The organism is uncultured Merdimmobilis sp. (assembly GCF_902471145.1).
Taxonomy (GTDB): Bacteria; Bacillota; Clostridia; order Oscillospirales; family Ruminococcaceae; genus Merdimmobilis; species Merdimmobilis hominis.
This window is the reverse complement of record NZ_CABRJC010000001.1, coordinates 124,200-150,484: the sequence shown is the minus strand read 5'-3', so window position 1 is coordinate 150,484 and position 26,285 is coordinate 124,200. Positions and strand designations below refer to the sequence as shown.

Annotated in this window: 23 protein-coding genes; 20 read left to right on the top strand and 3 right to left on the bottom strand. The window is 56.4% G+C overall.

Going from position 1 to position 26,285, the window contains the following annotated elements; translation table 11 throughout:
- The first annotated feature begins 17 nt into the window (after window positions 1-17).
- From RDQ42_RS00700 to lysS, 10 genes are all read left to right on the top strand, one after another.
- Entirely contained in the window at window positions 18-755 is a 738-nt protein-coding gene (locus RDQ42_RS00700; protein ID WP_231358230.1) for a pseudouridine synthase, read from the top strand.
- Window positions 756-944: 189 nt separating this feature from the next.
- A complete protein-coding gene (locus tag RDQ42_RS00695; protein WP_231358231.1) occupies window positions 945-2,087 on the top strand; it encodes an ABC transporter ATP-binding protein in 1,143 nt (380 codons plus the stop codon).
- A 402-nt stretch (window positions 2,088-2,489) separates the two neighbouring features.
- The gene (locus tag RDQ42_RS00690; RefSeq protein ID WP_054331585.1) at window positions 2,490-3,575 is read left to right on the top strand and encodes a helix-turn-helix domain-containing protein; all 1,086 of its coding nucleotides are present in this window, start codon (window positions 2,490-2,492) and stop codon (window positions 3,573-3,575) included.
- 34 nt (window positions 3,576-3,609) lie between these two features.
- A complete protein-coding gene (gene ftsE, locus RDQ42_RS00685) occupies window positions 3,610-4,296 on the top strand; it encodes a cell division ATP-binding protein FtsE (RefSeq protein ID WP_054331586.1) in 687 nt (228 codons plus the stop codon).
- Window positions 4,286-5,191: a permease-like cell division protein FtsX gene (ftsX, locus tag RDQ42_RS00680; protein WP_231358232.1), complete on the top strand. Its 906-nt coding sequence runs from the start codon at window positions 4,286-4,288 to the stop codon at window positions 5,189-5,191. Before ftsE ends, ftsX begins: the two co-directional genes overlap by 11 nt.
- 36 nt (window positions 5,192-5,227) lie before the next feature.
- Window positions 5,228-6,403, top strand: coding sequence for a murein hydrolase activator EnvC (locus tag RDQ42_RS00675; protein WP_231358233.1), 1,176 nt, complete (start codon window positions 5,228-5,230; stop codon window positions 6,401-6,403).
- A 93-nt stretch (window positions 6,404-6,496) separates the two neighbouring features.
- Complete coding sequence (locus RDQ42_RS00670; RefSeq protein WP_308588067.1) at window positions 6,497-7,903, top strand: S41 family peptidase; 1,407 nt, start codon at window positions 6,497-6,499, stop codon at window positions 7,901-7,903.
- 158 nt (window positions 7,904-8,061) lie between these two features.
- Window positions 8,062-8,886, top strand: a complete 825-nt coding sequence (locus RDQ42_RS00665) for a hypothetical protein (RefSeq protein WP_231358235.1) — start codon at window positions 8,062-8,064, stop codon at window positions 8,884-8,886.
- 179 nt (window positions 8,887-9,065) lie between these two features.
- Window positions 9,066-9,539: a transcription elongation factor GreA gene (gene greA, locus RDQ42_RS00660; protein WP_054331592.1), complete on the top strand. Its 474-nt coding sequence runs from the start codon at window positions 9,066-9,068 to the stop codon at window positions 9,537-9,539.
- Between the two features lie 193 nt (window positions 9,540-9,732).
- A complete protein-coding gene (gene lysS, locus RDQ42_RS00655) occupies window positions 9,733-11,262 on the top strand; it encodes a lysine--tRNA ligase (protein ID WP_071428113.1) in 1,530 nt (509 codons plus the stop codon).
- An 86-nt stretch (window positions 11,263-11,348) separates the two neighbouring features.
- Here the strand turns inward: lysS and RDQ42_RS00650 are convergent, their stop codons facing one another.
- A complete protein-coding gene (locus tag RDQ42_RS00650) occupies window positions 11,349-11,690 on the bottom strand; it encodes a hypothetical protein (protein ID WP_231358236.1) in 342 nt (113 codons plus the stop codon).
- 75 nt (window positions 11,691-11,765) lie between these two features.
- On the opposite strand from RDQ42_RS00650, the gene RDQ42_RS00645 reads away from it, so the two are divergent.
- The 8 genes from RDQ42_RS00645 (at window position 11,766) to carB (ending at window position 21,118) form a co-directional block, all read left to right on the top strand.
- Window positions 11,766-12,014: a helix-turn-helix transcriptional regulator gene (locus RDQ42_RS00645; RefSeq protein WP_308588065.1), complete on the top strand. Its 249-nt coding sequence runs from the start codon at window positions 11,766-11,768 to the stop codon at window positions 12,012-12,014.
- 375 nt (window positions 12,015-12,389) lie between these two features.
- Entirely contained in the window at window positions 12,390-13,046 is a 657-nt protein-coding gene (locus RDQ42_RS00640) for a hypothetical protein (protein ID WP_143117216.1), read from the top strand.
- Window positions 13,047-13,059: 13 nt separating this feature from the next.
- Window positions 13,060-13,731, top strand: coding sequence for a hypothetical protein (locus tag RDQ42_RS00635; RefSeq protein WP_071428119.1), 672 nt, complete (start codon window positions 13,060-13,062; stop codon window positions 13,729-13,731).
- 312 nt (window positions 13,732-14,043) lie between these two features.
- On the top strand, window positions 14,044-14,586 hold the full coding sequence (gene pyrR, locus RDQ42_RS00630; protein ID WP_054331701.1) for a bifunctional pyr operon transcriptional regulator/uracil phosphoribosyltransferase PyrR: 543 nt from the start codon (window positions 14,044-14,046) through the stop codon (window positions 14,584-14,586).
- A complete protein-coding gene (locus RDQ42_RS00625; protein WP_071428121.1) occupies window positions 14,583-15,854 on the top strand; it encodes a dihydroorotase in 1,272 nt (423 codons plus the stop codon). The genes pyrR and RDQ42_RS00625 overlap by 4 nt, the downstream gene beginning before the upstream one ends.
- A 19-nt stretch (window positions 15,855-15,873) precedes the next feature.
- A complete protein-coding gene (pyrF, locus tag RDQ42_RS00620) occupies window positions 15,874-16,803 on the top strand; it encodes an orotidine-5'-phosphate decarboxylase (protein WP_231358237.1) in 930 nt (309 codons plus the stop codon).
- Window positions 16,804-16,823: 20 nt separating this feature from the next.
- Window positions 16,824-17,927: a carbamoyl phosphate synthase small subunit gene (locus tag RDQ42_RS00615; protein ID WP_231358238.1), complete on the top strand. Its 1,104-nt coding sequence runs from the start codon at window positions 16,824-16,826 to the stop codon at window positions 17,925-17,927.
- Window positions 17,918-21,118 (top strand): carbamoyl-phosphate synthase large subunit, encoded by a 3,201-nt coding sequence (gene carB / locus RDQ42_RS00610; RefSeq protein ID WP_231358239.1) that lies wholly within the window; start codon window positions 17,918-17,920, stop codon window positions 21,116-21,118. Before RDQ42_RS00615 ends, carB begins: the two co-directional genes overlap by 10 nt.
- A gap of 110 nt (window positions 21,119-21,228) precedes the next feature.
- Here carB and RDQ42_RS00605 read toward each other — a convergent pair whose 3' ends face one another.
- Together RDQ42_RS00605 and nadE are read right to left on the bottom strand one after the other, a co-directional pair.
- A complete protein-coding gene (locus RDQ42_RS00605; protein ID WP_054331597.1) occupies window positions 21,229-22,257 on the bottom strand; it encodes a low specificity L-threonine aldolase in 1,029 nt (342 codons plus the stop codon).
- A 41-nt stretch (window positions 22,258-22,298) separates the two neighbouring features.
- On the bottom strand, window positions 22,299-24,131 hold the full coding sequence (gene nadE, locus RDQ42_RS00600; protein ID WP_071428127.1) for an NAD(+) synthase: 1,833 nt from the start codon (window positions 24,129-24,131) through the stop codon (window positions 22,299-22,301).
- A 421-nt stretch (window positions 24,132-24,552) separates the two neighbouring features.
- On the opposite strand from nadE, the gene RDQ42_RS00595 reads away from it, so the two are divergent.
- On the top strand, window positions 24,553-25,359 hold the full coding sequence (locus RDQ42_RS00595; RefSeq protein ID WP_054331600.1) for a histidinol-phosphatase HisJ family protein: 807 nt from the start codon (window positions 24,553-24,555) through the stop codon (window positions 25,357-25,359).
- 257 nt (window positions 25,360-25,616) lie between these two features.
- Complete coding sequence (gene sdaAB, locus RDQ42_RS00590) at window positions 25,617-26,279, top strand: L-serine ammonia-lyase, iron-sulfur-dependent subunit beta (RefSeq protein ID WP_074026341.1); 663 nt, start codon at window positions 25,617-25,619, stop codon at window positions 26,277-26,279.
- Window positions 26,280-26,285: the final 6 nt, after the last annotated feature.

Here is a 26,285-nt window from a genome sequence, read left to right as displayed (position 1 = left end):
AGGGAAGGGGATGTGTCATGGCGCTGGAACGGCTGGATAAACTGCTCGCCGCCCAGGGGATGGAATCCCGCCGGGAGGTCAAGGAGAAAATCCGGCGGGGCCTAGTCCTGGTCAATGGTGCGGCAGCCCGCTCCCCCGACCTGAAAATTGACCCGGATCGGGATCAGGTGACGGTGGAAGGGGTCCCCATCCTTCTGAAAAAGAATCTTTATCTGATGCTCAACAAACCCCAAGGGGTGGTTTCCGCCACCGAAGACCCCCGCCAGCCAACTGTGGTGGACCTGGTGCCCCAGGGGCTGCGGCGCAAGGGATTGTTCCCCGCGGGGCGGCTGGATAAGGACACCGAGGGGTTTGTGCTCATCACCGATGACGGGGCTTTCGCCCATCGCATCCTCGCCCCCAAAAACCATGTCCCCAAGACCTATCTCGCCCGGCTGGACCGGGCCATCGACCCGTCGGTGGCAGTGGAGTTCCAGAAGGGGGTGCGGCTAACCGGGGAAGACCAGTGCTCCCCAGCCCAGTTGACCATCCTGGAACCAGGGGACAACCCTTTGGTGGAGGTGGTGATCCACGAGGGGATGTACCACCAGATCAAGCGGATGTTCCAGCGGTTTGGTTACCAGGTGGTGGCCTTGAAGCGGATCCGTATGGGCGGGTTGTTTTTGGATGAATCCCTTCCCTTAGGCGCCTGCCGGGAACTGACCCCGGCAGAATTGGTGCAGATCACCCAAGGGGAGGACAAGCCATCCCCCTGACGTTCGTGATATTGGATAAAGGGGTTTTGCCATTCTTGTGGAAAAGCCGAATTGTAAGGCATGATGCAAATTGGTATCATTAAAATAAGCGCTTTGTATTTTATGGGCCTAGGCTGTTACCCGGAGCCAGCAGTCGGGCTGTTTTTTATACTGAAAATCAATGGGGCATCCGGAGAAAGAGGATAGGCTATGTCAAATCTGTCTTTGCGGGGAATCTATAAACGGTATGCCGGCGGTGTGACCGCAGTCACCGATTTTAACCTGGAAATTGCGGATAAAGAGTTTATCATCCTGGTCGGCCCATCGGGCTGCGGCAAATCCACCACCCTGCGGATGATCGCCGGGTTGGAGGAGATCTCCGACGGCGAGCTGTATATCGGCGGAGAATTGATGAACAATGTGGCCCCCAAGGATCGGGATATTGCCATGGTGTTCCAGAGCTATGCCCTATATCCCCACATGACGGTGTTTGAGAACATGGCCTTCGGCCTGAAACTGCGCAAAGTCCCCAAGGATGAGATCAAGAGCCGGGTGGAGGAGGCTGCCCGCATCCTGGATATCAGCCACCTTTTGGACCGCAAGCCAAAAGCCCTTTCCGGCGGCCAGCGGCAGCGGGTTGCCCTGGGCCGCGCCATTGTCCGGGAGCCCAAGGTGTTCCTCTTGGATGAGCCCCTTTCCAACCTGGATGCCAAACTCCGCGCTCAGATGCGGACCGAGCTCTCCAAGCTTCACCAGCGGCTGGGCACTACCTTCATCTATGTCACCCATGACCAGGTGGAGGCCATGACGATGGGCGACCGCATTGTGGTCATGAAGGACGGCTTTGTCCAGCAGGTGGACACCCCCCAGAATTTGTATGAATCCCCCTACAACATGTTTGTAGCGGGCTTCATCGGCTCTCCCCAGATGAACTTTATCAACGGGGTTCTGGTGGAGAAAGACGGCGGTTTGGCCCTGGAGTTTGCCGCCCCTGCCAAGGAAGGGGAAGAGCCGGCCAGATACCAGGTGGCCCTGCCCCAGCGCAAAGCTGAGGCGGAGGGAATCCGGGAGTACATCGGCAAAGAGGTTGTCATGGGAATCCGGCCGGAGGATTTGTATGACGATGAGCAGCATTTGGCGGAGGCAGCCACCGGCGTGATCGACTGTAAGGTGGAGGTCACCGAGATGATGGGCGCTGAGACCTACCTGTACCTGAACTTCCTCGGCAATAACCTGACTGCCCGGGTGGATCCCAAAACTACCGCCCGCACCGGCGGCGAAATCCGCATTGCCATCGACCCGGAGAAGGTCCATGTCTTCGACAAGGAGACGGAGCGCACCCTATGCAATTAAATCCGCATAAAGTTGCAGGCCCGCGGCATTTTTGCCGCGGGTTTTTTGCGTTTTGGGGCAGAATACGGGGTAAAAGTGCACAAAGGTTTTTTCGGTGAAAACGACGGCTGGGTTCGTCAAAATTAGATAATCTGCCCAGCCTTTTCACGTGAAAGGTACCCATAATTTGAGACGTGACTGGAGAAAGTGCTGCCATGAATTGACAAAATATTCTATAAATGTTAATATATGGAATATAAATCCCGGTAAAGTGCTAGGAAATGCTAAAATATGTACGAGTTGGTACAACTTTTATCTGTTTTTATGTTGCAAATACCATAGCTATTATGTAAAATATATATGATTGGCTGTGTTGACAGAAGAGTTGTATAACATATTTAACAGTGAAGAGGGGAATAAGCTATGTCCAACAGGTTATTTCAGGGCATCGTCCACCAGATGCGGGATTCCATCGACCGAGTGATTGGCGTTGTGGATGAAACCGCCACCATCATTTCGTGCAGCGATTTGACCCGCATCGGGGAGACAAGCGAGTATCTGGTCCTGGATTTAAACGACAACCACGACACCTTTGTGCGGGACGGGTTCACCTACAAGCCCTTCGGCTCCAAGTCCAAGCCGGAGTATGCGGTGTTTGTAGAAGGCACGGATGAGATGGCCGTGAAATTCTGCAACATCCTGGCAATTTCGTTTTCCAGCATCAAGCAGTATTATGATGAGAAGTACGACCGCAACAACTTCATCAAAAACGTGATTCTGGACAACATCCTGCCCGGTGACATCTATGTCAAGGCGCGGGAGCTGCACTTCAACACCGACGTCACCCGGGTGGTGCTGCTCATCCGCATCGTGTCTTCCAACGACATCTCGGCCTTTGATGTGATTCAAAATCTCTTCCCGGACAAGCAGAAGGATTTTGTCTTCAACATCAGCGAAAACGACATCGTATTGGTCAAAGAGACCAAGGCGGGCATCGAGAGCAAGGACCTGGAAAAACTGGCCCGCTCCATCGTGGACACCTTGGGCAGCGAGTTCTACACCCGGGTTGTAGTGGGCATCGGCACCACTGTCATCGGGGTGAAGGACTTGGCCAAATCCTTTAAAGAGGCACAGGTCGCCCTGGAAGTGGGCAAGGTGTTTGACACCGAAAAGTCCATCGTCAGCTATGACAACCTGGGCATCGCCCGGCTGATCTACCAGCTGCCCACCACCTTGTGCGAGATGTTCCTCAAAGAGGTGTTTAAAAAAGGCTCCATCGAAAGCCTGGATCACGAAACCCTGTTTACCATCCAGCGGTTCTTTGAGAACAACTTGAATGTGTCGGAGACCAGCCGCAAGCTGTTTGTCCACCGCAACACATTGGTGTACCGCCTGGAGAAAATCAAAAAACTCACCGGTCTGGATCTGCGGGAGTTTGACCACGCCATCATCTTCAAAGTGGCGCTGATGGTCAAAAAATACCTGACAGCCAACCCGGTGAAATACTAACCCCCGTTGCGGGCCACAACAAGGCGGTGTAACAGTGATTCAATTTCATAATGTCTCTAAGACCTATAAGAATGGGACAAAGGCCCTGCAGGGAGTCAATTTGACCATTGAAGATGGGGAATTTGTATTTATTGTGGGTTCCTCCGGCGCGGGCAAATCGACACTGATGAAGATGATTTTGATGGAGGAAACTCCCACCGAAGGGCAAATTGAGGTCAACGGCTACAACCTGGGCAAGCTGAAACGGCGGGACATCCCCTTTTTCCGGCGCACCTTGGGGGTTGTCTTCCAGGATTTCCGCCTGATCCCCACCATGAGTGTGTATGACAATGTGGCCTTTGCGCTGCGTGTCACCAATGTTTCCACCAAGGACATCCGCCGCAGGGTGCCCTACATACTGGGCCTGGTGGGCCTGCAGTCCAAGGCCCGCAGCATGCCGGAACAACTCTCCGGCGGCGAGCAGCAGCGTGTCGCCTTGGCCAGGGCGCTGGTCAACAACCCGTCGCTGATCATTGCGGACGAGCCCACCGGCAACATCGACCCGGAACTCTCTTATGAGATTGTGGACCTCCTCAACGAGATCAACAAATGCGGCACCACCATCGTCATGGTCACCCATGAGCACGATTTGGTGTCCCAGTTCAACCACCGGGTCCTGACCATTGAAAATGGCTCGATCGTCTCAGATAACCATTGGGAAGGAGCGCGCCATGAAATCTAGCAGTTTTGGCTACCTTATCAAAGAGGGAGCCCGCAATATTTATGCCAACCGGATGATGTCCATTGCCTCCATTGGCACCTTGGTGGCCTGCCTGCTGCTCATCGGCAGTGCGGTGCTGTTTTCGTTGGATGTGAACAACGTCGTGGGGGTGATGGAATCCCAAAATGAAGTGGTGGCCTTCCTCTACGACGAAGTCACCGATTCGGAGATTGAAGAGATGACCAAAGAACTGGAACAGATGGAGAATGTGCAGAGCGTCCGGTTCATCAGCAAGGAAGAGGGCCTGACCCAGTGGCTGGATACTCTGGGGGAGGACGGGGAGCTTTTGGAGAGCTTTTACGAGGACAACTTTGTCCCCAACTCCTACAGCATCAAGGTGAAGGACCTGGCCCGTATGGAAGAGACGGTCAAGGAAATCCAAAGCCGCTGGGAAGTGGAAAAGGTCAACGCCCCCTACGAGGTGGCCAGCACCTTGACCAGCATTAAAAACGGCGTCTATCTGGGCGGGTCAGCCATTGTGCTGATCCTGGGGGCCGTTTCGCTGATCATCATCGCCAACACCATCAAGATTACGGTGTTCAACCGCCGCAAGGAGATCAACATCATGAAGTTTGTCGGTGCCACCGACAGTTTTATCCGCCTGCCATTTGTAGTGGAGGGGTTGATTTTGGGCCTTGTGTCGGCCACCATCGCGTTTTTGATGCTGTGGGCGGGCTATGGCTATGTCATAGGCGTGATCGCCGAAAGCCAGACCAGCTGGGTGCAGATGATCGCCCAGAATTTCATTGTCTTCAAAGATATCGCTCTCCCCCTGTACGGCGGTTTTGCCCTTTTGGGCATCGGCATCGGCGTAGGGGGAAGCATGGTGTTCGTCCGCAAGCATCTGCGGGTGTAAGACGTGTAAACTGAAGGAATAAAAGGAGCGCAAACAGTGAAACATCAGAAGAAGTGGCGCCAGGCCGCTGCCGGCCTGCTGGCCGTCGCACTGCTTGTCTGCGCACCGGGCGTCCGGCTGGAGGCCAGCGCCGACTACCAGGATGAACTGGACGATTTAAGCAGCAAATATGCGGAGCTGGAAAAGAAAAACCAGGCCATCCAGGCGCAGATCGACAAGACGAAAAATGAAAAGGACAAAAAGCTGGCGGAGAAAAAGAACCTGGACAACCAGGTGAACAACACCCAGCAGCAGATCAATCTGCTCACCGAACGGATCAACCTGCTCAACAGCACCATTGAGGAAAAAGAGCAGGAGATCATCGACAAGCAGAACGACATCGATGAAAACTACGACCTGTTCAAACAGCGGATGCGGGCCATGTACATGACCGACAAATCCACCACCATCGGGCTTCTGCTGGGAGCGGAGAGCTTCTCTGAATTCCTGACTAGGTCGGAGATGGTCTCCTCCATTGCGGAGCACGACCAGGAGCTTCTGGACCAGCTGATCCAGGACAAAAAGGACATCGAAGAGGCCAAAAAGGAGATCGAAGCCTCCAAGGCGGATGTAGAAGTTTCCAAGGCTTCCATGGACCAGAAGAAACAGGAGCTGAGCGGCATGGTCAAACAGACCGAAGCCCAGATCCAGGACATTGCCCTGCTGGAACAGGAATACCTGGCCAACCAGGCCCAGATGCAGAAGGAGATGGCTGCTGTCCAGGCGGAGATCGACAAGATCTACCAGTCCATCAACTCCACCGGCGAATACAACGGCGGCGTCATGGGCTGGCCGGTGCCCGGTTACAGCAAGATCACCAGCGACTACGGCTGGCGGTTTAACAACACCGACTTCCACACCGGTATTGACATTTCCGGCCCCAACATCTACGGCAAACAGACGGTGGCAGTGGCGGATGGCACAGTGGCTTTTGTCCAGACCACTTATACCCCTGGCCGCGGTTACGGAAAATACATCATCGTGGACCACGGGGGCGGCATCACTACCTTGTATGGCCACAACAGCGCCATCCTGGTCTCCGTTGGCCAGAAAGTCACCCGGGGCCAGGCGTTGACTCAAATCGGTTCCACCGGCTGGTCCACCGGCCCCCACCTCCATTTTGAGGTTCGCGTCAACGGAAAGCATGTCAACCCCTGGACCTACTTGAAGTGATGAGCTGCGATTCCCCCGCTGTGCCGCGGGGGAGTCAGTTTTTCATCCCAAACCCGGCGGGGCGCACCATCCCGCCTGTGATAGGAGTGTGCCATGAATAAAAAAATATCATTGGGTCTGGCCGTCGCCATGTCTTTGCTGATGGTGATTTTAACCATCTGTGTCACCCTTCTGTGGTCCATGCAGATTTTCAACGCCAAAAGCAACAATTTGAGCGAAAGGGAAGCCATGTACGCCAAGCTGCAGGAGGTAGACCACCTGGTCCGCCAAAATTACTATGGCGACATTGATGAGGACACCCTCAACGATCACATCATCGCCGGTTATGTGGCAGGCATCGGCGACAAATACGGCATGTACTTCACCGCAGAGCAGTATGCGGAGCAGATGCAGAGCTACGATGGAAAGATGGCCACCATCGGCATCGGCACGGTGATCGATGCCAGCGGCTATATCAAAATCATTGAGGTCTATCCCGATTCCGCTGCAGAGACCAGCGGCTTAAAGGTGGGCGATCTGATCGTCAAGGTGGAGGACTTGGATGTCACCGCCGAGACGGCCGAGCAGGCGGTCAAAGCCCTGCAGGGCGATGCTGGCACCAAGGTCAACGTCACCATCCGCCGGGAATCGGAGGATATCTCGGTGGAAGTCACCCGCCGCCGCATCGAGGTCCCAACTGTCAACCACCGGATGATCGGCGAGGTGGGCTACCTGAAGATCAAGGAGTTCAACGACAGCACCACTAACCAGTTCAAACGGGCGCTGGATGACCTGAAGGGCAATGGGGCCAAATCCCTGGTGTTTGATGTCCGCAACAACCCGGGCGGCACGGTAAAATCGGTGGCTCAGATTTTGGATATGCTGGTTCCGGAAGGGGACATCGTCTCTGCCACTTATAAAGACGGCACTACCGAGGTGCTGTACACCAGCGACGCCAAGGAGGAAAACCTCCCCATGGTGGTGCTGATCAACCAGAAATCCGCCAGTGCCGCCGAGCTGTTCGCCCAGGCCCTCAAGGACTATGAAAAGGCCAGCATCGTCGGGGTCAACAGCTACGGCAAAGGATTGATGCAGCGGATCTATAAGCTTCAGGACGGCTCCGCCCTGGATATCACCGTGGGCAAGTACAACCCGCCGAAGAGCCCTAACTACGACCAAATCGGCGTCAAGCCGGACTTTGAGGTCAAACTCTCTGCGGAACAGGAGAAGAACTTCCTGGAGCTCAACGAGACCAACGACCCCCAGCTGATCAAAGCGCTGGAGGTGGCAGGCGGCGATGTGAAAAACACCGTCCCAGTGGAAGAAGAACCTTCCTCTTCCCAGGAGGGGGAGGAAGGGGGGAGCAGTTCCTCAGAAGGCGAATCCAGTTCGCCGGAAGGGGAGGAATCCAGCTCTTCCCAGGAGAGTTCCAGCAGCTCAGAGGACAGTTCCTCCAGCGAGGAAAGCTCCTCCAGCGAGGAAAGCTCCTCCAGCGAGGAAAGCTCCTCTTCCAATCCATAAACCCCAGTTTGATGTCCCCCGTCGGTTTTCCCGGCGGGGGGCATTTTGATTTGCCGGGGAGAATCCCCCGGGCAACCGCCCCAATCAGACGAAAAAAACGCCCCTCCTGCTCTAAATTAAAAGAGACAAGCATATAGTAAAGGGACGGAGGTGGTCGAATGCTCACAATGGTGACCGTTCAGCGGACAGAGCCCCATGGTATGGGACAAAAACTTTTGGAGATACTACGACCGGCAAAGGTTGTGGAACAGATAGAAACCGGCGCAGGCAGAGAATACCGGCACATTACAGTAGAGGTCGGCCGGAAGGATATCCCCTGGAAAAAGGTCACACGGCTGATCGGGGGGGATCCGTTTATCCTGCCCCGGGAAATATCCATCCCGCCGCAGGTGCCGCTGGAGCGGTTCGTCCCCAAGAAGTTGCAGCCGAAGCTGGCTTTGCGGATGTTGCTGGATTGTTTGAAGGGCTCTCGGATACCGCCTTCCAGCCGGATTGTGGGGATTATCGACCCCGATGGGGAGTACCAGGCCGCAGCGATGTCCTTGGCGGAACAGGCGTCAACCGTGCGGATTTTAACCGGGGAACCGGAAAAATACAAGGTGTTCCAACGGCAGATGCTGGATTTGTATGGAGCCCCTATTTTGGTGGGGGACAACTTGAGCTTCCTGCGGGACTGCATGGCAGTCTACTGTCCGGCGCCTTATGAAAGCGGGGAGGAAGCCGCGCCGCGCGGTCTCTTTTTTGCGGCTGCTCCCCTCTGTCTCCAAGGAAGGTGCCAAATATTGGAGGATTTCTCCCCTGCCTGCCCTGGGGATACCATCCCCAAAGGCATCCATCCGGCGGATTTTTATGGCGCCCTCTATGAATGGGGCGGGGCCAAAGAGCTGGAGGATTCCCCCGCTGCCAGGGCCGACTGCAAAGGCAGGCCCAACCGCTTGGGGGAGCTCTGTGAGTACCTGCGGCGCACTTTTGGTGTAAAATAAACTATTAACATTTTAGCGCTTGACATAGATTAGTGAATTTACTATAATACAACTATTGTTGCGGGAGGGTCCTGCAAATTCTATACAAAACACAATGCCCATGCTTCCCTAACCGGGGGCGCAGGGGCATTCTTAATACGGCGGAAGGGATATCCGCTTTCGAGAAGGGGAAGAAAAACATGGCAAATGAGATTTTAATGACTGCCGAAGGCTACAAAGCCCTGAAAGATGAACTGGAAGACCTCAAAACCATCAAGCGGGGCGAGGTGTCGGAAAAAATACGGGTGGCCCGGGGCTTTGGCGATCTTTCGGAGAACAGCGAGTATGATGAGGCCAAAAATGAACAGGCCATTGTGGAGGCCCGCATCCAGACCCTGGAAGAACAGCTGAAAAACGCTAAGATCCTGGACAAAGGCCAGCTTTCTACCCAGATTGTCTCAGTGGGAACCAAGGTCCGAATCCTGGACATGGAGTTTGACGAGGAGATGGAGTACCGCATCGTCGGTTCGGTGGAATCCAACCAGTCGATGGACACCATCACCGATGAATCCCCGGTGGGAAGAGGCCTTCTGGGCCACAAAGTGGGCGAAGTGGTGGATATTAAAGTCCCCGCTGGCGTCCTGCAGTTTAAAATTTTGGAGATCACCCTGTAAAGCACAAGGGATTTCCTTTTGAAAAAAGGCGCGGCAAGCGCCTTTTTTCTTTGGCATAAACAGGGACCAGGCGGGAGAAAATCCGGTTTTTCCCCCGGGAGTGCTGCCGCTGGGCTTGCAAAAATCGCCGAAACCGGTATAATAAAAAAGATAGGTTGCAAAATCAATAGAGAAACCAAAAGGATGTGTCGATATGAGCGAAACGAAGAGCGAGGCATTGGAGCCCACCCAGGAGATGGAGGCTGCTGAACTTTCCGAGGTATTCCGCGTTCGGCGGGAGAAGCTGGCCGCCCTCCAGGAGGCCGGGAAAAACCCCTTTGAAAAGACCAAATACGAGGTGACCCGCCATGCGGCGGAGGTCATCGCCAATTTTGTGGATAAAGAAGAGGGGGATGAGACCCCCGGTGAAATGGTCCGCCTGGCTGGCCGCCTGATGAGCAAGCGGGGCATGGGCAAAGCGGGCTTTGGCGACTTGGCCGATTCCACCGGCCGCATCCAGCTGTATGTGCGCAAGGACATGATCGGCGAAGAACCCTATGCCGACTGGAAAAAATATGACATCGGCGACATTGTCGGGGTCGAGGGCGAGGTCTTCCGCACCCACGCCGGTGAGATCAGCGTCAAGGTCCATTCGGTGGAGCTGCTGTCCAAATCCCTCCTGCCCCTGCCGGAGAAGTGGCATGGCTTGAAGGACACCGACACCCGCTACCGCCAGCGGTATGTGGATCTGATTGTCAACCCAGAGGTGCGGGATACCTTTGTCAAGCGCAGCATGATCCTCAAGGAGATCCGCAGTTACCTGGACAGCAAGGGCTATCTGGAGGTGGACACCCCTGTCCTCACCCCCCTGGAGATCGGCGCTTCCGCCAGGCCCTTTATCACCCACCACAACACCTTGGATATGGACATGTACCTGCGCATTGAAACCGAGCTCTACCTGAAGCGGTTGATCGTCGGCGGGTTTGAGCGGGTTTATGAAGTGGGCCGCATCTTCCGTAACGAGGGCATGGATACCAAACACAATCCGGAATTTACCTCCATTGAGCTGTATCAGGCCTATACCGATTATAAGGGTATGATGGCCCTTGTGGAAGAGATGAATGAGATGCTGGCCCGCAAGATCTGTGGCAGCCCGGTCATCACCTACCAGGGCACCCAGATCGACATGAGCAAATGGGAACGGCTGACCATGGTGGAGGCGGTGAAAAAGTACTCCGGCTGTGATTACTACGACTGGAAGACCGATGAGGATGCCCGCGCCTGCGCCAAGGAGAAACATGTGGAAGTCCCCGCCGACGCCACCAAGGGCGCAGTCCTGGTGGAGTTCTTCGACGCCTTTGTGGAGGAGAACCTGATCCAGCCCACCATCATCTACGATTACCCGGTGGAGAACAGCCCCCTGGCCAAGCGCAAACCGGAGGAGCCCGCTTTCACCGAGCGGTTTGAATACTTCATCTGCGCCCGGGAGATGGGCAACGCCTTCAGCGAGCTCAATGACCCCATCGACCAGAAGGAGCGGTTTGAGCGCCAGGTAGCAGCCAAAAAGGCCCAGGAGCCCGGCTCCAATCCCCAGGTGGACGAAGACTATGTCACCGCACTGGAATACGGCCTTGCCCCCACCGGCGGCCTGGGCTTCGGCCTGGACCGGTTGGTGATGCTGCTGACCGATTCTGCGTCGATCCGCGATGTGCTCTTGTTCCCAACCATGCGCCCCAAAGACTAGCGTGCAAAAGGAGACAGCCAACCAGGCTGTCTCCTTTTTTATGTGATGAAGAAGCTTCCAATAAGGGTAGAGATTATTCATGCAAGTTATAAATTATCTGTATTTGTAGATTCTGCACATAAAACATCCAATAGACTTTGTTGGGAATTCTGAAAAAGCGCCAAGACTTGGATACAATCATGAAAGTCTGCAAGATAACTCAAGTTGGAGTATTGGGCAGTGAGGCTATTTTTACATGCAATATAATCGCTGATAACCATTCGCTGCCCAGACCCAATGGCCAGTTGTTCCAGGCGGATTTCTAACGCGGTACAGTCCTTTAAATCTTGCTGATAGGTTGCATCGTTTTCAATAAGGGGAGAAAGTGACCACTGTTTTAAGGATTCACAGCTTTTAAAAAGATTTACTATGAGTGACGAAGAAATCAAATCCCTCCCTCCTTTCTGTTCGTTATAGTTCTATTATAGTCATATTTTTCAGTATATGCAATCCTCAATTTTGAAATGATAATAGAAATAAAGGAATTATTGTTTCAAAAGGGGGGGAAGGCGTTGGTTAGCTATCGGCCACTTTGGAAAACAATGGAAGCTAAAGCTGTCACAACCTACACCCTTATTGAAAAATACGGGGTTAGTTCTCATACAATACATAATTTAAAGCATAATAAAGGGATTACCGTCCACACATTGGAACGTCTGTGTAATATATTGGAATGTACACCCAATGATGTTCTTGAATTTATAAAGGAATGAAGCCGCTCTGAAAAGGGTGGCTTTAACTTTACCTTCCAGCAGGTATGAAGTGTCCCCGGAACTCTGCACACCCATTGCGGTGCACCAATAGGGGGGATCGGGGTCTCCCCGGCGGGTTTTGCTTCCTTTTATCCGCATAAGAGGAAGTGCCGGGGGTTCAAGGGGCCGGCACGAGGGCCCCTCGTTCCTACAGGATGTTGACCGGGGGCGAGAGGGCTGGCCCCCCTGAAGAAAACGGGGCCAGGCCCAAGGGGGCGGCGTGAGATCCCCAACGACTTGCCTCTTTCCCCAAGATACGTCCTTGTATCGAGGGAAAAGATATGTTATAATTAGCCTAGTTTCTCTCCAATTCAAGAAAGATAATAGGTGATTGTGATGAAAAAGCTACAAAGAGTTCTCGCTTTTGGATTGGCGGCGATGTTGTTGCTGGCCGGCTGTTCCAATAAGAAGGAAACGGTCTATATCGCGCCGGAGGATCTGCTGCCTTTGACAGAGGAATCCTATATCCGGGGCAGCTGGGATGGCAGGACCTACACCAATGAAAAACTGGGGTTCACTTTTGAACTCCCCATGGGCTGGACCGTTTACACCGAGAAAGAGATACTCAAGGAAATGGGCTTAAAGCCGGATATGTATGAAGAGGATGACCAGCTGCTGCAGGCCATCGCCATGCGGCAGATCATCTACGATTTTTACGTATATGACCAATCGGGGGTCCCGGGGGTTTGGATGCTGGTGGACAACCTGGTCCAATCGGCCAGCGGGCCGGAGATCGACCTGCAGACCTATGCCGATGAGCACAAACAGGTTCTGGCGGAGCACAGCCCCAAGACCGAGATTGAAGATTACACCACCATGACAGTAGCGGGTCAGGAATTCCTGGTAATGCCCACCATCCCCAAAAAAGGCGTGTACCAATGGTATTTGATGGCCAAAAAAGGGGATTGGGTGTACAATTTTGTCTGCACCTTCCAGGGGGAAAACGGCAGGGACAAAACTATTGAGTTTTTAAACAGCATCCAGGCGCTGTAGGAGGCAAAGGGCTATGACCAAAAGTTTTCGGAACCTGTTTCTCCTGCTGGCCCTGTGCAGTGTCATGGTGGCGGCGCTGACCGGCTGTGAGCAAAAAACCACAGAGCCCGGCGGTGATGTCCCAGAGGTTCAAGGGGATTACCGCCGCGGCGTTTGGGAGGAAACCACCTATAAAAATGATTACCTAGGCCTCACCTTTCCCCTGCCCGAGGGGTATAAAATTGTAGGCGAGCGGGAAATCCTCCGGCTGATGAGCTTGGATCGCCGCCAGTTTGAGAACAAAGAAGAGCAGGATAAAGAAGTCGCCAAAAAAACCCTCATCTTTGACTTTGTCATCGGCGATGAGACGACGGATTCCGGCATGCCCATGGTCCAATTGATGGCGGAAAACCTCAAGGCCAGCGGGGAAGAGGAGCTGTCCGCCCTTGATTACGCCAAAAAGCTTTCGGAGCAGCTCCTAACCCAAGAAAACAACCCAAATGGTTATGTGATCGACGTGCCGGCAGACCATTCCTTTGCGGGTGGGGATTGGACAATCCTCACCACCGTCATGGAGAAAAAGGAGCTGGCCCAGTGGTATCTGGTGCAGCGCCAAGGGGATTACATCATCTCCTTTGTCTGCACTTTCCCGCCGGACCGGCAGGCGGATATAGAGAATTTCCTCCAGTCGGTGGAAGCCCTTTAACAATTGGAACCTCTTTGGGGGTTTTGCATGAAATTTCCCGGAAAATGCCTTCGGAATTCCCAGCATTTGCGCTGGACAATTCCGGGGGTTTTGCGGTATAATAATTGCAGGTAAAATTGCAATCTGTAACAATACCCGGCAACCTTTAAGTTGGTCCCGTGAGGCTGACAAGGTAGCGTCTTAACAATGGAAGAAAAGCAGGGAAGGGCAGAATGGGCCCTTTCTTCTGTGCTGGAACCATAAGACCTATCCGTCAGCGATGATGGATAGGTCTTTTTTATACAATAATGAAGAAAGAGAGGTGCTCGAATGCTGGTGGAAAAAGCCCGCATTTTGGATCAGTCGGCCATGGGACGGGCCATTGCCCGCATCTCCTTTGAGATTGTGGAGCGCAATAAAGGGGTGGACAACCTCTGCCTGGTGGGCATTATGAACGGCGGGGTGGATATCGCCCACCGGATTGCCCGGAAAATTGGGGAGATCGAGGGAAAACCGGTGGAGGTGGGGAAGTTGGATATCACCCCTTGCCGGGACGACGGGAGCAAATCCACCCAGGACCGGTCGGATATCCCCTTCGCCATTGAGGGCAAGCGGGTGGTGCTGGTGGACGATGTCATCTACACCGGCCGCAGTGTCCGGGCCGCCATCGACGCCTTGATGAGCCGGGGCCGCCCCCAGAGCATTCAATTGGCCGCGTTGGTGGACCGGGGCCACCGGGAGCTCCCCCTTCGGCCGGACTACATCGGCAAAAATGTGCCCACTTCCTCCCATGAGGTGGTGCAGGTAAAAACTATAGAACGGGACGGCGTGGATGCGGTTACCATCTGTGCCCCCAGTGAAGAGGTGGATGGATGAAAACACTGCTCATCAGACAAGCGCGGATTTTAGACCCCTCAAAAGCCATGGATATGGTGGGGGATATCTTGGTGGAGGACGGCAAAATTGCCGCTGTTGCCCCGAAGCTGGACAAAAAGGCGGACGAGGTCATCGAAGCCGCCGGATTGGTGGCTGCCCCCGGCCTCATCGACATGCACGTCCACCTGCGGGACCCCGGCTTCACCTATAAGGAGGACATCCTCTCCGGCTGCCGGGCTGCGGCTGCGGGCGGGTTTACCGCCGTGGCGGCCATGCCCAACACCAAGCCCTCGGTGGACAGCCCCGAGGTGATCCGCTACATCCTGGACAAGGCAGAGGGCGCCGACGCCCGGGTCTACCCCATCGCCGACATCACCAGAGGACAGTCCGGCGGGGAGCTGTGCGACTTCGCCGCCCTCAAAGAGGCGGGGGCCGTGGGCATCAGCGACGACGGGCACCCGGTGAAAAACGCAAAACTCATGTTGGAGGGCATCCGGGCCGGCAAGGGATATGGCCTTCTGCCCATCAGCCACTGCGAGGATATGGACATCATCGGCAAGGGGATCATCCACAAGGGCTGGGTCAGCGATAAGTTGGGAGTCCCCGGCATGGACCGGGCCAGCGAGGACAGTATCACCGCCCGGGAGATCGCTTTGGCGGACTCCATCGGCTGCCCCATCCACATCGCCCATGTGTCCACCAAAGGGTCGGTGGCCCTCATCCGGGACGCCAAGGCCCGGGGGGTGCAGGTCACCTGTGAGACCGCTCCCCACTACACCCTGCTGACCCACGAAGCGCTGTTAAACCGGGATGCCAACTGGCGGATGAATCCCCCCCTGCGGGAGGAGGAGGACCGGCTGGCTGTGATCGAGGGACTTCGGGATGGCACCATCGATGCCATCATCACCGACCACGCCCCCCACGCCGCCGAGGAAAAGGCAAACTTTGAGACCGCTCCCAACGGAATCATCGGGCTGGAGACCAGCTTTGCCGCCAGTTACACCTCTCTAGTAAAAACCGGGGTGCTCTCCCTGATGCAGCTTATCCGGCTGATGTCCACAAATCCGGCCGAGCTCCTGGGGGTTCCCGGCGGCACCTTGGCTATCGGGGAGTGGGCGGACATCACCCTCATCGATCCCCAGGAGGAGTGGACCTTCACTGAGGCGGATATCCGCTCCAAATCCCGCAATACCCCGTTTTTGGGGACAACTTTCACCGGAAAGGTCAAATTCACCCTGCTTGGCGGCAGGATCACACATAGAGGTTAAGAGACGGAGGATATGAGATATGTCATTTGATCGTTTGATTGCGCGCATTGTGGAAACCGGAAACCCCACCGTAGTGGGCCTGGACCCCAAGCTGGATTACATCCCCGAACACATCAAGGAAGCGGCTTTCCAAGAGCATGGCAACACCCTCAGAGGGGCCGCTGAAGCCTTCCTCACCTTCAACAAAGGCATCATCGACGCGGTGTGCGACATCATCCCCGCGGTGAAGCCTCAGTGCGCCTACTACGAAATGTTGGGCTATGAGGGGATGCGCGCCCTCTATGAGACCATCCAGTACGCCAAGAGCCGGGGGATGTTCGTCATCACCGACGGCAAGCGCAACGACATCGGCTCCACCATGGAGGCCTATGCCGTAGCCCATCTGGGGGAGATCTCCATCAACGGCGCGGTGGCAGAGCCCTTTGGCGGCGATGCCCTGACCGTCAACGGTTACCTGGGCACCGACGGCATCAAACCCCTTTTAGGCATTTGCAATGCCAAGGACAAGGGCATCTTTGCCCTGGTGAAAACATCCAACCCCTCCTCTGGGGAGCTCCAGGACCGGGAGATCGACGGCGAGGCGGTATACAGCATCATGGCCGGCATGTGCGAGGCCTGGGGTGCTGAGTCCATGGGCCAATACGGCTACTCGGCAGTGGGCGCTGTGGTGGGGGCCACCTATCCCGCCCAGCTGGCAGAGCTGCGGAAAAAAGCCCCCCACACCTTCTTCCTGGTGCCTGGGTACGGCGCCCAGGGCGGAACTGCGGCCGATGTGGCTGGAGCCTTTGATGAGAAAGGCCTGGGGGCCATTGTCAACTCCTCCCGCGCCATCCTGACCGCATGGAAGAAGCAGAACGTCCCCGGTGAGGAGTACGCGGCCGCCGCCCGGAACGAAGCCATCCGCATGCGGGATGACATCACCCAGTACATCCCCAAAATCACACTGTAAGCAAGTAGGAGGAACATACTATGGAACAAGCGAAAAAAGCCTATCTCCTCCTGGCCAACGGCAAGGTGTTCGAAGGCTACTCCTTCGGTGCCCAGGGCAAAACCATCGGCGAAGTGGTGTTTACCACCGGCGTGGTGGGCTTCCAGGAGACCCTCACCGACCCCAGCTACTGCGGCCAGATCATCACCCAGACCTTCCCTTTGGTGGGCAACTACGGTATCAACGGGGAAGACTTTGAGTCCTCCCGCTCTTATGCCAAAGGCTATATTGTCCGGGAGTGGTGCGACGCACCCTCCAACTTCCGCATGACCGAGGATTTGGACCAGTTTTTGAAGGAGCAGGGGGTCATCGGTCTTTACGGCATCGACACCCGCGCCCTGACCCGCATCCTGCGGGAAAACGGCGTCATGAACGGCTGTATCACCACCGAACTGCCTGAGGACAAAACCCAGCTGCTCCAGGAGATCGCCGATTACCGGGTCGCCAGCGCTGTGGAGGAGACCTCCTGCAAGGAAAGCCAGCCTTTCCCAGTGGAAGGTTCCAAATACACCATCGCCCTGTATGATTTTGGCTACCAATACAGCATCCGCCGCTGGCTGAACCGTCTGGGCTGCAGCGTTGTTGTGGTGCCCCCACTGACCAATGCCCAGGAGATCAAAGAACTCCATGTGGACGGCATCATGCTCTCCAATGGCCCTGGGGACCCGGCGGACAACCAGGCGATTATCGCCAATTTAAAAGAGCTGGCCAAAACCGGCCTCCCGATTTTGGGAGCCGGCCTGGGCCACCAGATGATGGCTCTTGCCATGGGCGGAGAGACTGCAAAAATGAAACATGGCCATCGGGGCGGCAACCAGCCGGTCACCGACCTGGATTTTGGAACTACCTTTATCACCAGCCAGAACCACGGCTACACCGTGACCTCTATTCCCCAGGAGATGGGCCGAATCAGCCACGTCAATGCCAACGACCAGACCTGCGAGGGCGTGCGGTACACTGTGTTCCCTTGCGTTACCGTCCAGTTCCATCCGGCGGTCTGCTCTGGGCCCCGGGATACCGATGGTCTGTTCCGGGAATTTGTGGAGTTGATTGAAAAGACAAAGGAGGATGCTGTATGCCGTTAAGAAGCGATATCAAAAAAGTCCTGGTGATCGGCTCCGGCCCCATCGTCATCGGCCAGGCCGCGGAGTTTGACTACGCGGGCACCCAGGCTTGCCGAGCCCTGAAAGAAGAAGGGCTGGAGGTTGTGCTTATCAACTCTAACCCCGCCACCATCATGACCGATAAAGCCATGGCCGACCACATCTACATCGAGCCCTTGACCATCGACACCGTCAAGCGGGTCATCGAGATCGAAAAGCCGGACAGCCTCCTTTCCACCCTGGGCGGACAGACCGGTCTGACCCTCTCCATGCAGCTGGATAAGGAGGGCTTCCTGGCCTCCCACAACGTCAAGCTGCTGGGCGCCAACCGGGAGACCATCGACAAGGCGGAGGACCGCCAGATGTTCAAAGACACCATGGAGGAGATCGGCCAGCCCTGCATCCCCTCCAAAGTGGTGGAAAACCTCCAAGACGGCATCGACTTCGTTGGGGAGATCGGCCTGCCGGTCATCATCCGGCCTGCATTCACCATGGGCGGCACCGGCGGCGGCATCGCCAACACCATGGAGGAGTTCCACGAGATCGCCGAGAACGGCCTGCGGCTTTCCCCCATCACCCAGATTTTGGTGGAGAAGTGCATCTCCGGCTGGAAGGAGATCGAGTTTGAGGTCATCCGGGATCGCAAGGGCAACAGCATCACCGTCTGCTCCATGGAGAATGTGGACCCGGTGGGCGTCCACACCGGCGATTCCATCGTTGTGGCCCCGGCGGTGACCCTCTCGGACAAAGAGTTTCAGATGCTCCGCTCCGCCGCCCTCAACATTGTGGGGGCCCTGGGGGTGGAAGGCGGATGCAACTGCCAGTTTGCCCTGCACCCCACCTCCTTTGAGTATGCGGTCATCGAGGTAAACCCCCGGGTTTCCCGTTCCTCTGCTCTGGCTTCCAAAGCCACTGGCTATCCCATCGCCAAGGTTGCCACCAAAATTGCCATCGGCTACACCTTGGACGAGATTCTCAATGCGGTGACCGGCACCACCTACGCCTGCTTTGAACCCGCTATCGACTATTTGGTGGTCAAATTCCCCAAATGGCCCTTTGATAAATTTGTCTACGGCAAGCGCACCCTGGGCACCCAGATGAAGGCCACCGGCGAGGTGATGTCCATCGGCGTCAATTTCGAGCAGGCCATGATGAAGGCGGTCCGCTCCATTGAGCTGAAGCTGGACACCCTCTCCATGCCCAAGCTGGCTCCCCACACCGATGAGGAAATCCATGGGCTGCTCCACAACTGCGACGACGAGCGGATTTTTGTGGTGTACGAGGCCATCAAGCGGGGCATCTCCCTAGATGAGATCCACCGCATCACCATGATTGACAAGTGGTTCCTCTCCAAGCTGCAAAAGCTGGCCCAGATGGAGAAGGGCCTCTCGGAAGGGGAACTGACTCAGGAGAAATACCTGGCCGCCAAAAAGAACGGATTCCTGGATTCCACCATCGAAAAGCTCTCCGGCCAGAGTTGTAAGGACTTCCACCGCTCTGCCAGCTTCAAGATGGTAGACACCTGCGCCGCCGAGTTTGCGGCCAAAACCCCTTACTTCTACTCCACCTACGATGAGGAGAACGAAGCCGCCCAGTTTGTGGAAGAGAACCACTCAGGCAAAAAGAAGATTCTGGTATTCGGCGCCGGCCCCATCCGCATCGGCCAGGGCATTGAATTCGACTACTGTTCGGTTCACTGCGTCTGGGCGCTGAAAGAGGAAGGCTGCGAGGCCATTATCGTCAACAACAACCCGGAGACTGTCTCCACCGACTTCGACACCTCCGACCGGCTGTACTTTGACCCCTTGACCCCCGAGGATGTGGACAGCATCCTGGAGGTGGAGAAGCCTTGGGGCTGCGTGGTCCAGTTCGGCGGCCAAACCGCCATCAAACTGACCAAACACCTGCAGGAGAAGGGCGTCAACATTCTGGGCACCAGCGCCGACAGCATCGACGCCGCCGAGGACCGGGAGCGGTTTGACGAGCTGTTGGAGAAATGCGGCATCCCCCGCCCCGCCGGCCACACCGTCTTCACCACCGAGGAAGCGGTCAAAGCCGCCGAGGATTTGGAATACCCCGTCCTGCTGCGCCCCTCCTACGTGTTGGGCGGCCAGAACATGATCATCGCCCATTCGGAGCAGGATGTGGTGGAGTACATGGAGATCATCACCTCCGGCGGGCTGGAAAACCCCGTGCTCATCGATAAGTACATGATGGGCACTGAGGTGGAGGTGGACGCCATCTGCGACGGCCACGACTACCTAATCCCCGGCATCATGGAGCACATCGAGCGGGCGGGCGTCCACTCCGGCGACTCCATCTCCATCTATCCGACCCAGAACCTCTCCCAGAAGATCCGGGCCACCATCATCAACTACACCGGCAAGCTGGCCCGGGAGCTGAATGTCATCGGCCTGGTCAACATCCAGTATGTTGTCTACAAAGGGGAGGTTTATGTCATCGAGGTCAACCCCCGCTCCTCCCGCACCGTGCCCTATATCAGCAAGGTGACTGGAGTCCCCATGGTGGATTTGGCCACCAAGATCATGCTGGGCGCCAAGTTGGCCGATCTGGGCTACGGCACTGGCTTGTATCCCCATGCCGATTATGTGGCGGTCAAAGTCCCGGTGTTCAGCTTTGAGAAGCTCCACGATGTGGATGTCCACCTGGGGCCGGAGATGAAATCCACCGGCGAGGTGCTGGGCATCGGCCGCACCTTTGAGGAAGCGCTGCTCAAGGGTCTCAGCGCCGCCGGTTACAAGATGACCGGTGAGAAAAAAGGCGGGGTGCTCATCACTGTCCGGGATTCCGACAAGCAGGAGATCATCCCCATCGCCGAGAAGTTTGAGGCACTGGGCTTCACCATTTACGCCACCAGCGGCACTGCGTTGACCCTCAATTCCAACATGGTGGCGGCCAACACCGTCCGCAAGCTGGAGGAGGGCACCCCCAACATCCTGGATCTCTTTGAAGAGGATAAGATCGACTATGTGATCTCCACCTCCTCTAAGGGCCGCAAACCCATGGAGCACGCCGTCCAGATGCGCCGCAAAGCAGTGGAGCGCTCCATCCCCTGCCTGACCTCCTTGGATACCGCCAACGCCCTGGCCAATTGCCTGAGCCAGCACCGGGGCATGGAGGACGTCCAGCTGGTGGACATCACCACCATCTAACCCTTTCTGTCATCATACAAAGAGGAGGCTTTGGCCTCCTCTTTTTTCTTGCAAAAAGCGCCCCCTCCCGGAGTTTGTATCCGAAGAGGGGGCGCTTTTATTGGAATGGCTTAATTTTTCAGGGAGCGCAGGGTGGTGACAAACTCATGGCAGCGCTCTTCGGGGGTGGCCCAGGAGGTCACCAGCCGCACGGCGGTGTGGGTGTCGTCCACCTTGCCCCAAACGGTCACCCCATAATCCTTTTCCAGTTCCTGGAGCAGGTCGTCAGGGAAGATGGGGAACAGCTGGTTGGAGGGAGAATCCACCAGGAAGGGGTAGCCTGCCTGGGCGATGCCCTCCCGCAGGATGTCGGCCATGGCGTTGGCGTGGCTGGCCAGCTCCAGGTACAAGTCATCCTGGAAGAGGCAGCCGAACTGGATGCCCAGCACTTTGCCCTTGGCCAGCATAGCCCCCTTTTGCTTGATGTGCCACCGGAAGTCCTTCTTCAGCTCGTCGTTGCAGAGGACCAGGGCCTCGCCGATCATGGCGCCGTTTTTGGTACCGCCGATGTAGAAGGCGTCGCACAGACGGGGTAGGTCGGGGAAGGTGAGGTCGTTCCCCTTGCAGCAGAGGGCGGAACCGATGCGGGCGCCGTCCATAAAGAGGTACATGCCGTGGGCCTTGCAGTAATCATAGATGGCAGAGAGCTCGCCTTTGGTGTAGATGGTGCCCAACTCGGTGGAGTTGGAGATGTAGACCAGCCGGGGGCGGGGTGTGTGTTCTTCTTGATTGGCCTCATACACCTGGCGGATCAGGTCCACCGTCAGTTTGCCATCCGCTGCGGGGGCGGTGAGGACCTTGTGGCCGGTGGCCTCGATGGAGCCGGTCTCGTGGCAGTTGATGTGGCCGCTTTCCACGCTGATCACCGCCTCGTGAGCCCGCAGAAACGCGGAGATGGCGATGACGTTGGTCTGGGTGCCGCCGGGGATGATGTGGATGTCCACCGTTTCATCCTCCAGCTTTTTGCGGATGAGGGCGATGGCCTCAGCGGTATAGGGGTCCTGGCTGTAGCCATCGGTCTGGATAAGGCTGGTGTCTGCCAGCATCTTCAGGATGCGGGGATGGGCGGTTTCGCTGTAGTCGTTTTTGAAGCTGAACATAAGTTGTTACCCACGCTTTCTATTGAAGTTTTTAAAATAGGTCAGGATTGGGCGGCGTCCAGGCTGGCGGGGATGTCCTCCAGCAGGGCGGAGATGTTCAGGTCGCTGGGCAGGTAGAACACCGCGTTGTTCAAAGAGACGTCGGTGAGCACGGCGCTGTCCGGCGCACAGGAGCGCTTAAACTGCCCCAGGGCGAGCCGCCGCAGGAAGAAGATGAGCTTTTCCCGGATGTAGGCGGGGTCCAGCCGGCCGGAGAACGCCACGCAGGCGTAGTAATAGAGCTTGGAGGGCCGGAACCCATACTTCACCAGGTAGTAGAGGAAGAAATCGTGAAGGGCGTAGGGCCCCAGGATGTCCTCGGTTTTCTGCTGGATGTTGCCGGCTGCGTCAGGGGGGAGGAGTTCCGGGCTCACCGGGGTGTCCAGGATATCCCGCAGCACCTCAGCGGCGTCGCCCAGCAGTTCCGCCCGGGCGATATAGTCCACCATCCGGCGGATCATCGTCTTGGTGATGCAGACGTTGACGTTGTAGTTGGAAATATGATCCCCGGCAAAGGTGCTCCACCCCAGGGCCTCCTCCGAAAGGTCGCCGGTGCCCACCACCAGGCCGCCTACCGCATTAGCCAGATCCAGAAGGATCTGGGCCCGCTCCCTGGCCTGGGCATTTTCATAGGTGGTGTTCTTTTTGGCCGGATCGTGGCCGATATCCTCAAAGTGCTGGAGGACCGCCGCCTTGATGGAGATATCCCGGCCGGTTGCCCCCAGGTGCTCGATGAGGGAGAGGGCGTTGAAGTAGGTGCGGTCGCTGGTGCCAAAGCCGGGCATGGTAACCGCCACCACGTTCTCCCGGGGGAGATCCAGGGCGTCGGCTGCCGCGGCAGAGACCAGCAGGGCTAAGGTGGAATCCAGCCCGCCGGAGACGCCCACAACCATCCGGCTAAGGCCGGTGTTTTGCAGGCGGGCCGCCAAGGAAGCCGTCTGCATGGAAAAGAGTTCATCCAGGTAGGCATCGGCCGCTGCCGGGTCTTCCGGCAGGTAGGGGTCGGGGCGGACCGGCCGCAGGAGGCCCCGTTTCCCGCCTTGGGCGCCCACTGTGAAGGCCGGCTTTTTGCTGCGGGCATAAGCCTTCTGGGTGCGGATGACGTCGGCGTCCAGGTCGCATTGGCATAGCTCGCTCTCGTATTGGCTGACAAAACCGCCCAGCTTTTCCCCGCATTCATAGGCGAAGGCATAGCCCCGGTACAGCCAGGGGGAGGAGGTGTCTCCTACCCCGCCGTTGCAGACGGCGACAGCACAGCCCAAGGTCCGGGAGAGGACCCGTACCCCTTCCTCTGCCCGGGCGATGGAGCCGGCAGTCACCGGTTCGTAGGAGGGGCAGAGGATCAAGTCGCATCCGTTTTGGGCAAGGGGAACCGCCTTGAGGGGGAGTTCCAACGGGTTGCAGGGCAGGATGGAAAATCTCAAGTCCCCGCACTGGAACAAGGTGTCCGGCGGTAGGAAGAGCTCGCTCTCGGCGGTGGACAGATGGGCGGAATCCGCTACGTACCCCAGGAGCTTCCCCTGGTAAAGGACGGCGCAGGCGGCAACCACTTGGCCGTTGTCCCACACGGGAAGGCCCACGATGAGGTAGGCTGCCAAATCCCGGGAGGCGATGCGCAGATGGTCCAGCTGTTCCATGCAGCTTTCCAGCAGGGCTTGGTTGGAGAACAGGTTGCCGCAGCTGGGGGAGGAGAAGGCCAGTTGAGGGAACAGGATAATATCCGCCGGGGAATCCACCAGGGAATCCAGGGTGGTGGCGATGGATTCGTAGCAGAGCTGCGGGTTGGCCGGCAGCACGCGGTTGACGGCCAGGGCCAAACGGAGGATGGAATTCATAGTAATCACCTCGCTGTAGTTGTCTTAAGAGAAGAAATACAGGAAAAGCCGCTGCACCCAAGGGGGATTTCTCCCCCAATCATTGCCATGCAATTATTGTAGCACAATTTTCCCCGGGGATAAACACCGGCGGGGGAAAATCCCACCACGGGCTATCCTTTTTTAGCGGGTGGGGAGGGGAGCGCTTTACCTAGTTTTACAGGGAAAAAAAGGGCAAAATCCCGCAGGTTTGCCATAGGATTTCATCGTTTTGTTGTGCTACAATGAATAAAAAAGTATCGGGCGCCAAAAGAGGAAAGCTGGCTCAGCCCCGCTGGCAGGTGATTTCCTCCCGAAAAGTGTGCCGCCTAAAAGCTGCTTAAATGGCAAAGCCACAGCTTTGTACCATAGAGATTCTCCAAGAGACTGGAGGGATTGTAAAATGATTAACCTGTTCGACAGCCATGTGCACTCGGACAACTCACCGGATGGGAGCCACCGGATTACCCTGCTCTGCGAAACCGCGGTAGAGCGGGGGCTCTCCGGCATTTCCATCACCGACCACTGCGAGACCAACGAGTATGAGGAAGGCCAGTTTGAACTGCGGATGAAGCAGTCGATTTTTGAAACCAGGATGGCGCGGCACATCTTCCACGGCAAGCTGAGCGTTTCCATAGGGATTGAGCTGGGACAGCCCATGGACAACCTGCTTATCGCCGACCGGGCGCTCAACCTGGGGGATTACGACTTCATCCTGGCAGCCCACCACGGCCTGCTGGGGATGGGGGATTTCTGCAACATGGATTTTTCCCAGGTGGACATCTATCCCATGCTGGACCGGTATTACCAGCAGCTATACGACGTGGCCAGTTGGGGCGGCTTCCATGTGCTGGCCCATATGACCTATCCCTTGCGGTACATCACCGGCATTCAAGGCATTCCGGTGGATATGGACCGCTACGACGAGGTGATCGATGCGATCCTCCGGGTGCTGGCTCAGAATGGCAAGGGACTGGAGCTCAATGTCTCCGGCCTGCGCCATCCGCTGGGGGACACCATCCCCAACATCCGGTATTTCAAACGGTTCCGAGAACTGGGGGGCGAGGCGGTGACCATCGGGTCTGACGCCCACCGTGCGGAGGAAGTGGGACTCTGCATTGCCGACGGGATGGAGCTTTTGGAATCGGTAGGGTACCGTTATTTCTCCTTCTATCGCCGGGGAAAACCCATCCAGCTGCGCATTGTATAGCCCAGCGGGAATATTTACAGTGTCTGCAGACAATTTCCAATGGCTGATGCGCGATTTTTGTTGTGAACCCAGTCGGTTTATGGTATAATGACCGTGGTATATGGACAAATCCAAACATCTGCCCATGGGTGGCGGTTTGGGATAAGCCTACCCGCGGATGCACTGGCTGTTTGCCTTTCGCCGCGCGTGCGCATCTGTATCCCGGCAGTTTCCGGAGCGGTGCGACACGGATGAAATGAATTGAAAGGGTGGATTTTGTGGAATACAGCATCTTTTCCATACTGGGTCCTGTTATGATCGGACCTTCCAGTTCTCATACTGCCGGCGCGGCGCGGCTTGCCCGCGTGGCCCGCTCCATTGTGGGCAAACCCTACAATAAAGTGGAGTTCTACCTCCACGGCTCTTTTGCCCAGACTTACAAAGGACATGGCACCGACCGGGCTCTGGTGGCTGGCGCACTGGGCTTTAACGAGTCGGACGACCGGCTCTGCACCTCCTTTGCCATCGCCGACGAGATGGGCCTTGCCTACAGCTTCCAGCCGGTGGAACTGGAGGGCGCCCACGAAAACACCGTCATGATGAAGTTTTACCAGGATGATAAGCTGCTGAGCACCATCACCGGTTCCTCCATCGGCGGCGGCAATATCATTATCACCAATATCGACGGCTTTGATATCCAGTTCTCTGGAAAATTCACCACCATCATCCTCAAACACCGGGATCAAAAGGGCATTGTGGGAGAGGTGGGCACCACCCTTCTGGCCGACCGGATCAACATTGCCAATATGAGCCTGAACCGCACCGGCAAAGGCTTGGAGGCGACCACCATCATCGAGACCGATGAGCCGGTCAGCGACCACACCATCGAGCTGCTCAAGCAGATCGAAGGAGTGCTGGATATTATGGTAATCAATATTTAGGAGGCG

Bases quoted from the DNA above. Each gene is read 5' to 3' on its own strand.
- RDQ42_RS00695 (WP_231358231.1), top strand. From the start codon at position 945: ATGTCAAATCTGTCTTTGCGGGGAATCTATAAACGGTATGCCGGCGGT.
- RDQ42_RS00635 (WP_071428119.1), top strand. From the start codon at position 13,060: ATGACCAAAAGTTTTCGGAACCTGTTTCTCCTGCTGGCCCTGTGCAGT.
- greA (WP_054331592.1), top strand. From the start codon at position 9,066: ATGGCAAATGAGATTTTAATGACTGCCGAAGGCTACAAAGCCCTGAAA.
- RDQ42_RS00640 (WP_143117216.1), top strand. From the start codon at position 12,390: ATGAAAAAGCTACAAAGAGTTCTCGCTTTTGGATTGGCGGCGATGTTG.
- RDQ42_RS00595 (WP_054331600.1), top strand. From the start codon at position 24,553: ATGATTAACCTGTTCGACAGCCATGTGCACTCGGACAACTCACCGGAT.
- RDQ42_RS00700 (WP_231358230.1), top strand. From the start codon at position 18: ATGGCGCTGGAACGGCTGGATAAACTGCTCGCCGCCCAGGGGATGGAA.
- RDQ42_RS00670 (WP_308588067.1), top strand. From the start codon at position 6,497: ATGAATAAAAAAATATCATTGGGTCTGGCCGTCGCCATGTCTTTGCTG.
- lysS (WP_071428113.1), top strand. From the start codon at position 9,733: ATGAGCGAAACGAAGAGCGAGGCATTGGAGCCCACCCAGGAGATGGAG.
- carB (WP_231358239.1), top strand. From the start codon at position 17,918: ATGCCGTTAAGAAGCGATATCAAAAAAGTCCTGGTGATCGGCTCCGGC.
- RDQ42_RS00625 (WP_071428121.1), top strand. From the start codon at position 14,583: ATGAAAACACTGCTCATCAGACAAGCGCGGATTTTAGACCCCTCAAAA.
- ftsX (WP_231358232.1), top strand. From the start codon at position 4,286: ATGAAATCTAGCAGTTTTGGCTACCTTATCAAAGAGGGAGCCCGCAAT.
- pyrF (WP_231358237.1), top strand. From the start codon at position 15,874: ATGTCATTTGATCGTTTGATTGCGCGCATTGTGGAAACCGGAAACCCC.
- RDQ42_RS00690 (WP_054331585.1), top strand. From the start codon at position 2,490: ATGTCCAACAGGTTATTTCAGGGCATCGTCCACCAGATGCGGGATTCC.
- RDQ42_RS00615 (WP_231358238.1), top strand. From the start codon at position 16,824: ATGGAACAAGCGAAAAAAGCCTATCTCCTCCTGGCCAACGGCAAGGTG.
- RDQ42_RS00605 (WP_054331597.1), bottom strand. From the start codon at position 22,257: ATGTTCAGCTTCAAAAACGACTACAGCGAAACCGCCCATCCCCGCATC.
- nadE (WP_071428127.1), bottom strand. From the start codon at position 24,131: ATGAATTCCATCCTCCGTTTGGCCCTGGCCGTCAACCGCGTGCTGCCG.
- RDQ42_RS00665 (WP_231358235.1), top strand. From the start codon at position 8,062: ATGCTCACAATGGTGACCGTTCAGCGGACAGAGCCCCATGGTATGGGA.
- RDQ42_RS00645 (WP_308588065.1), top strand. From the start codon at position 11,766: ATGATAATAGAAATAAAGGAATTATTGTTTCAAAAGGGGGGGAAGGCG.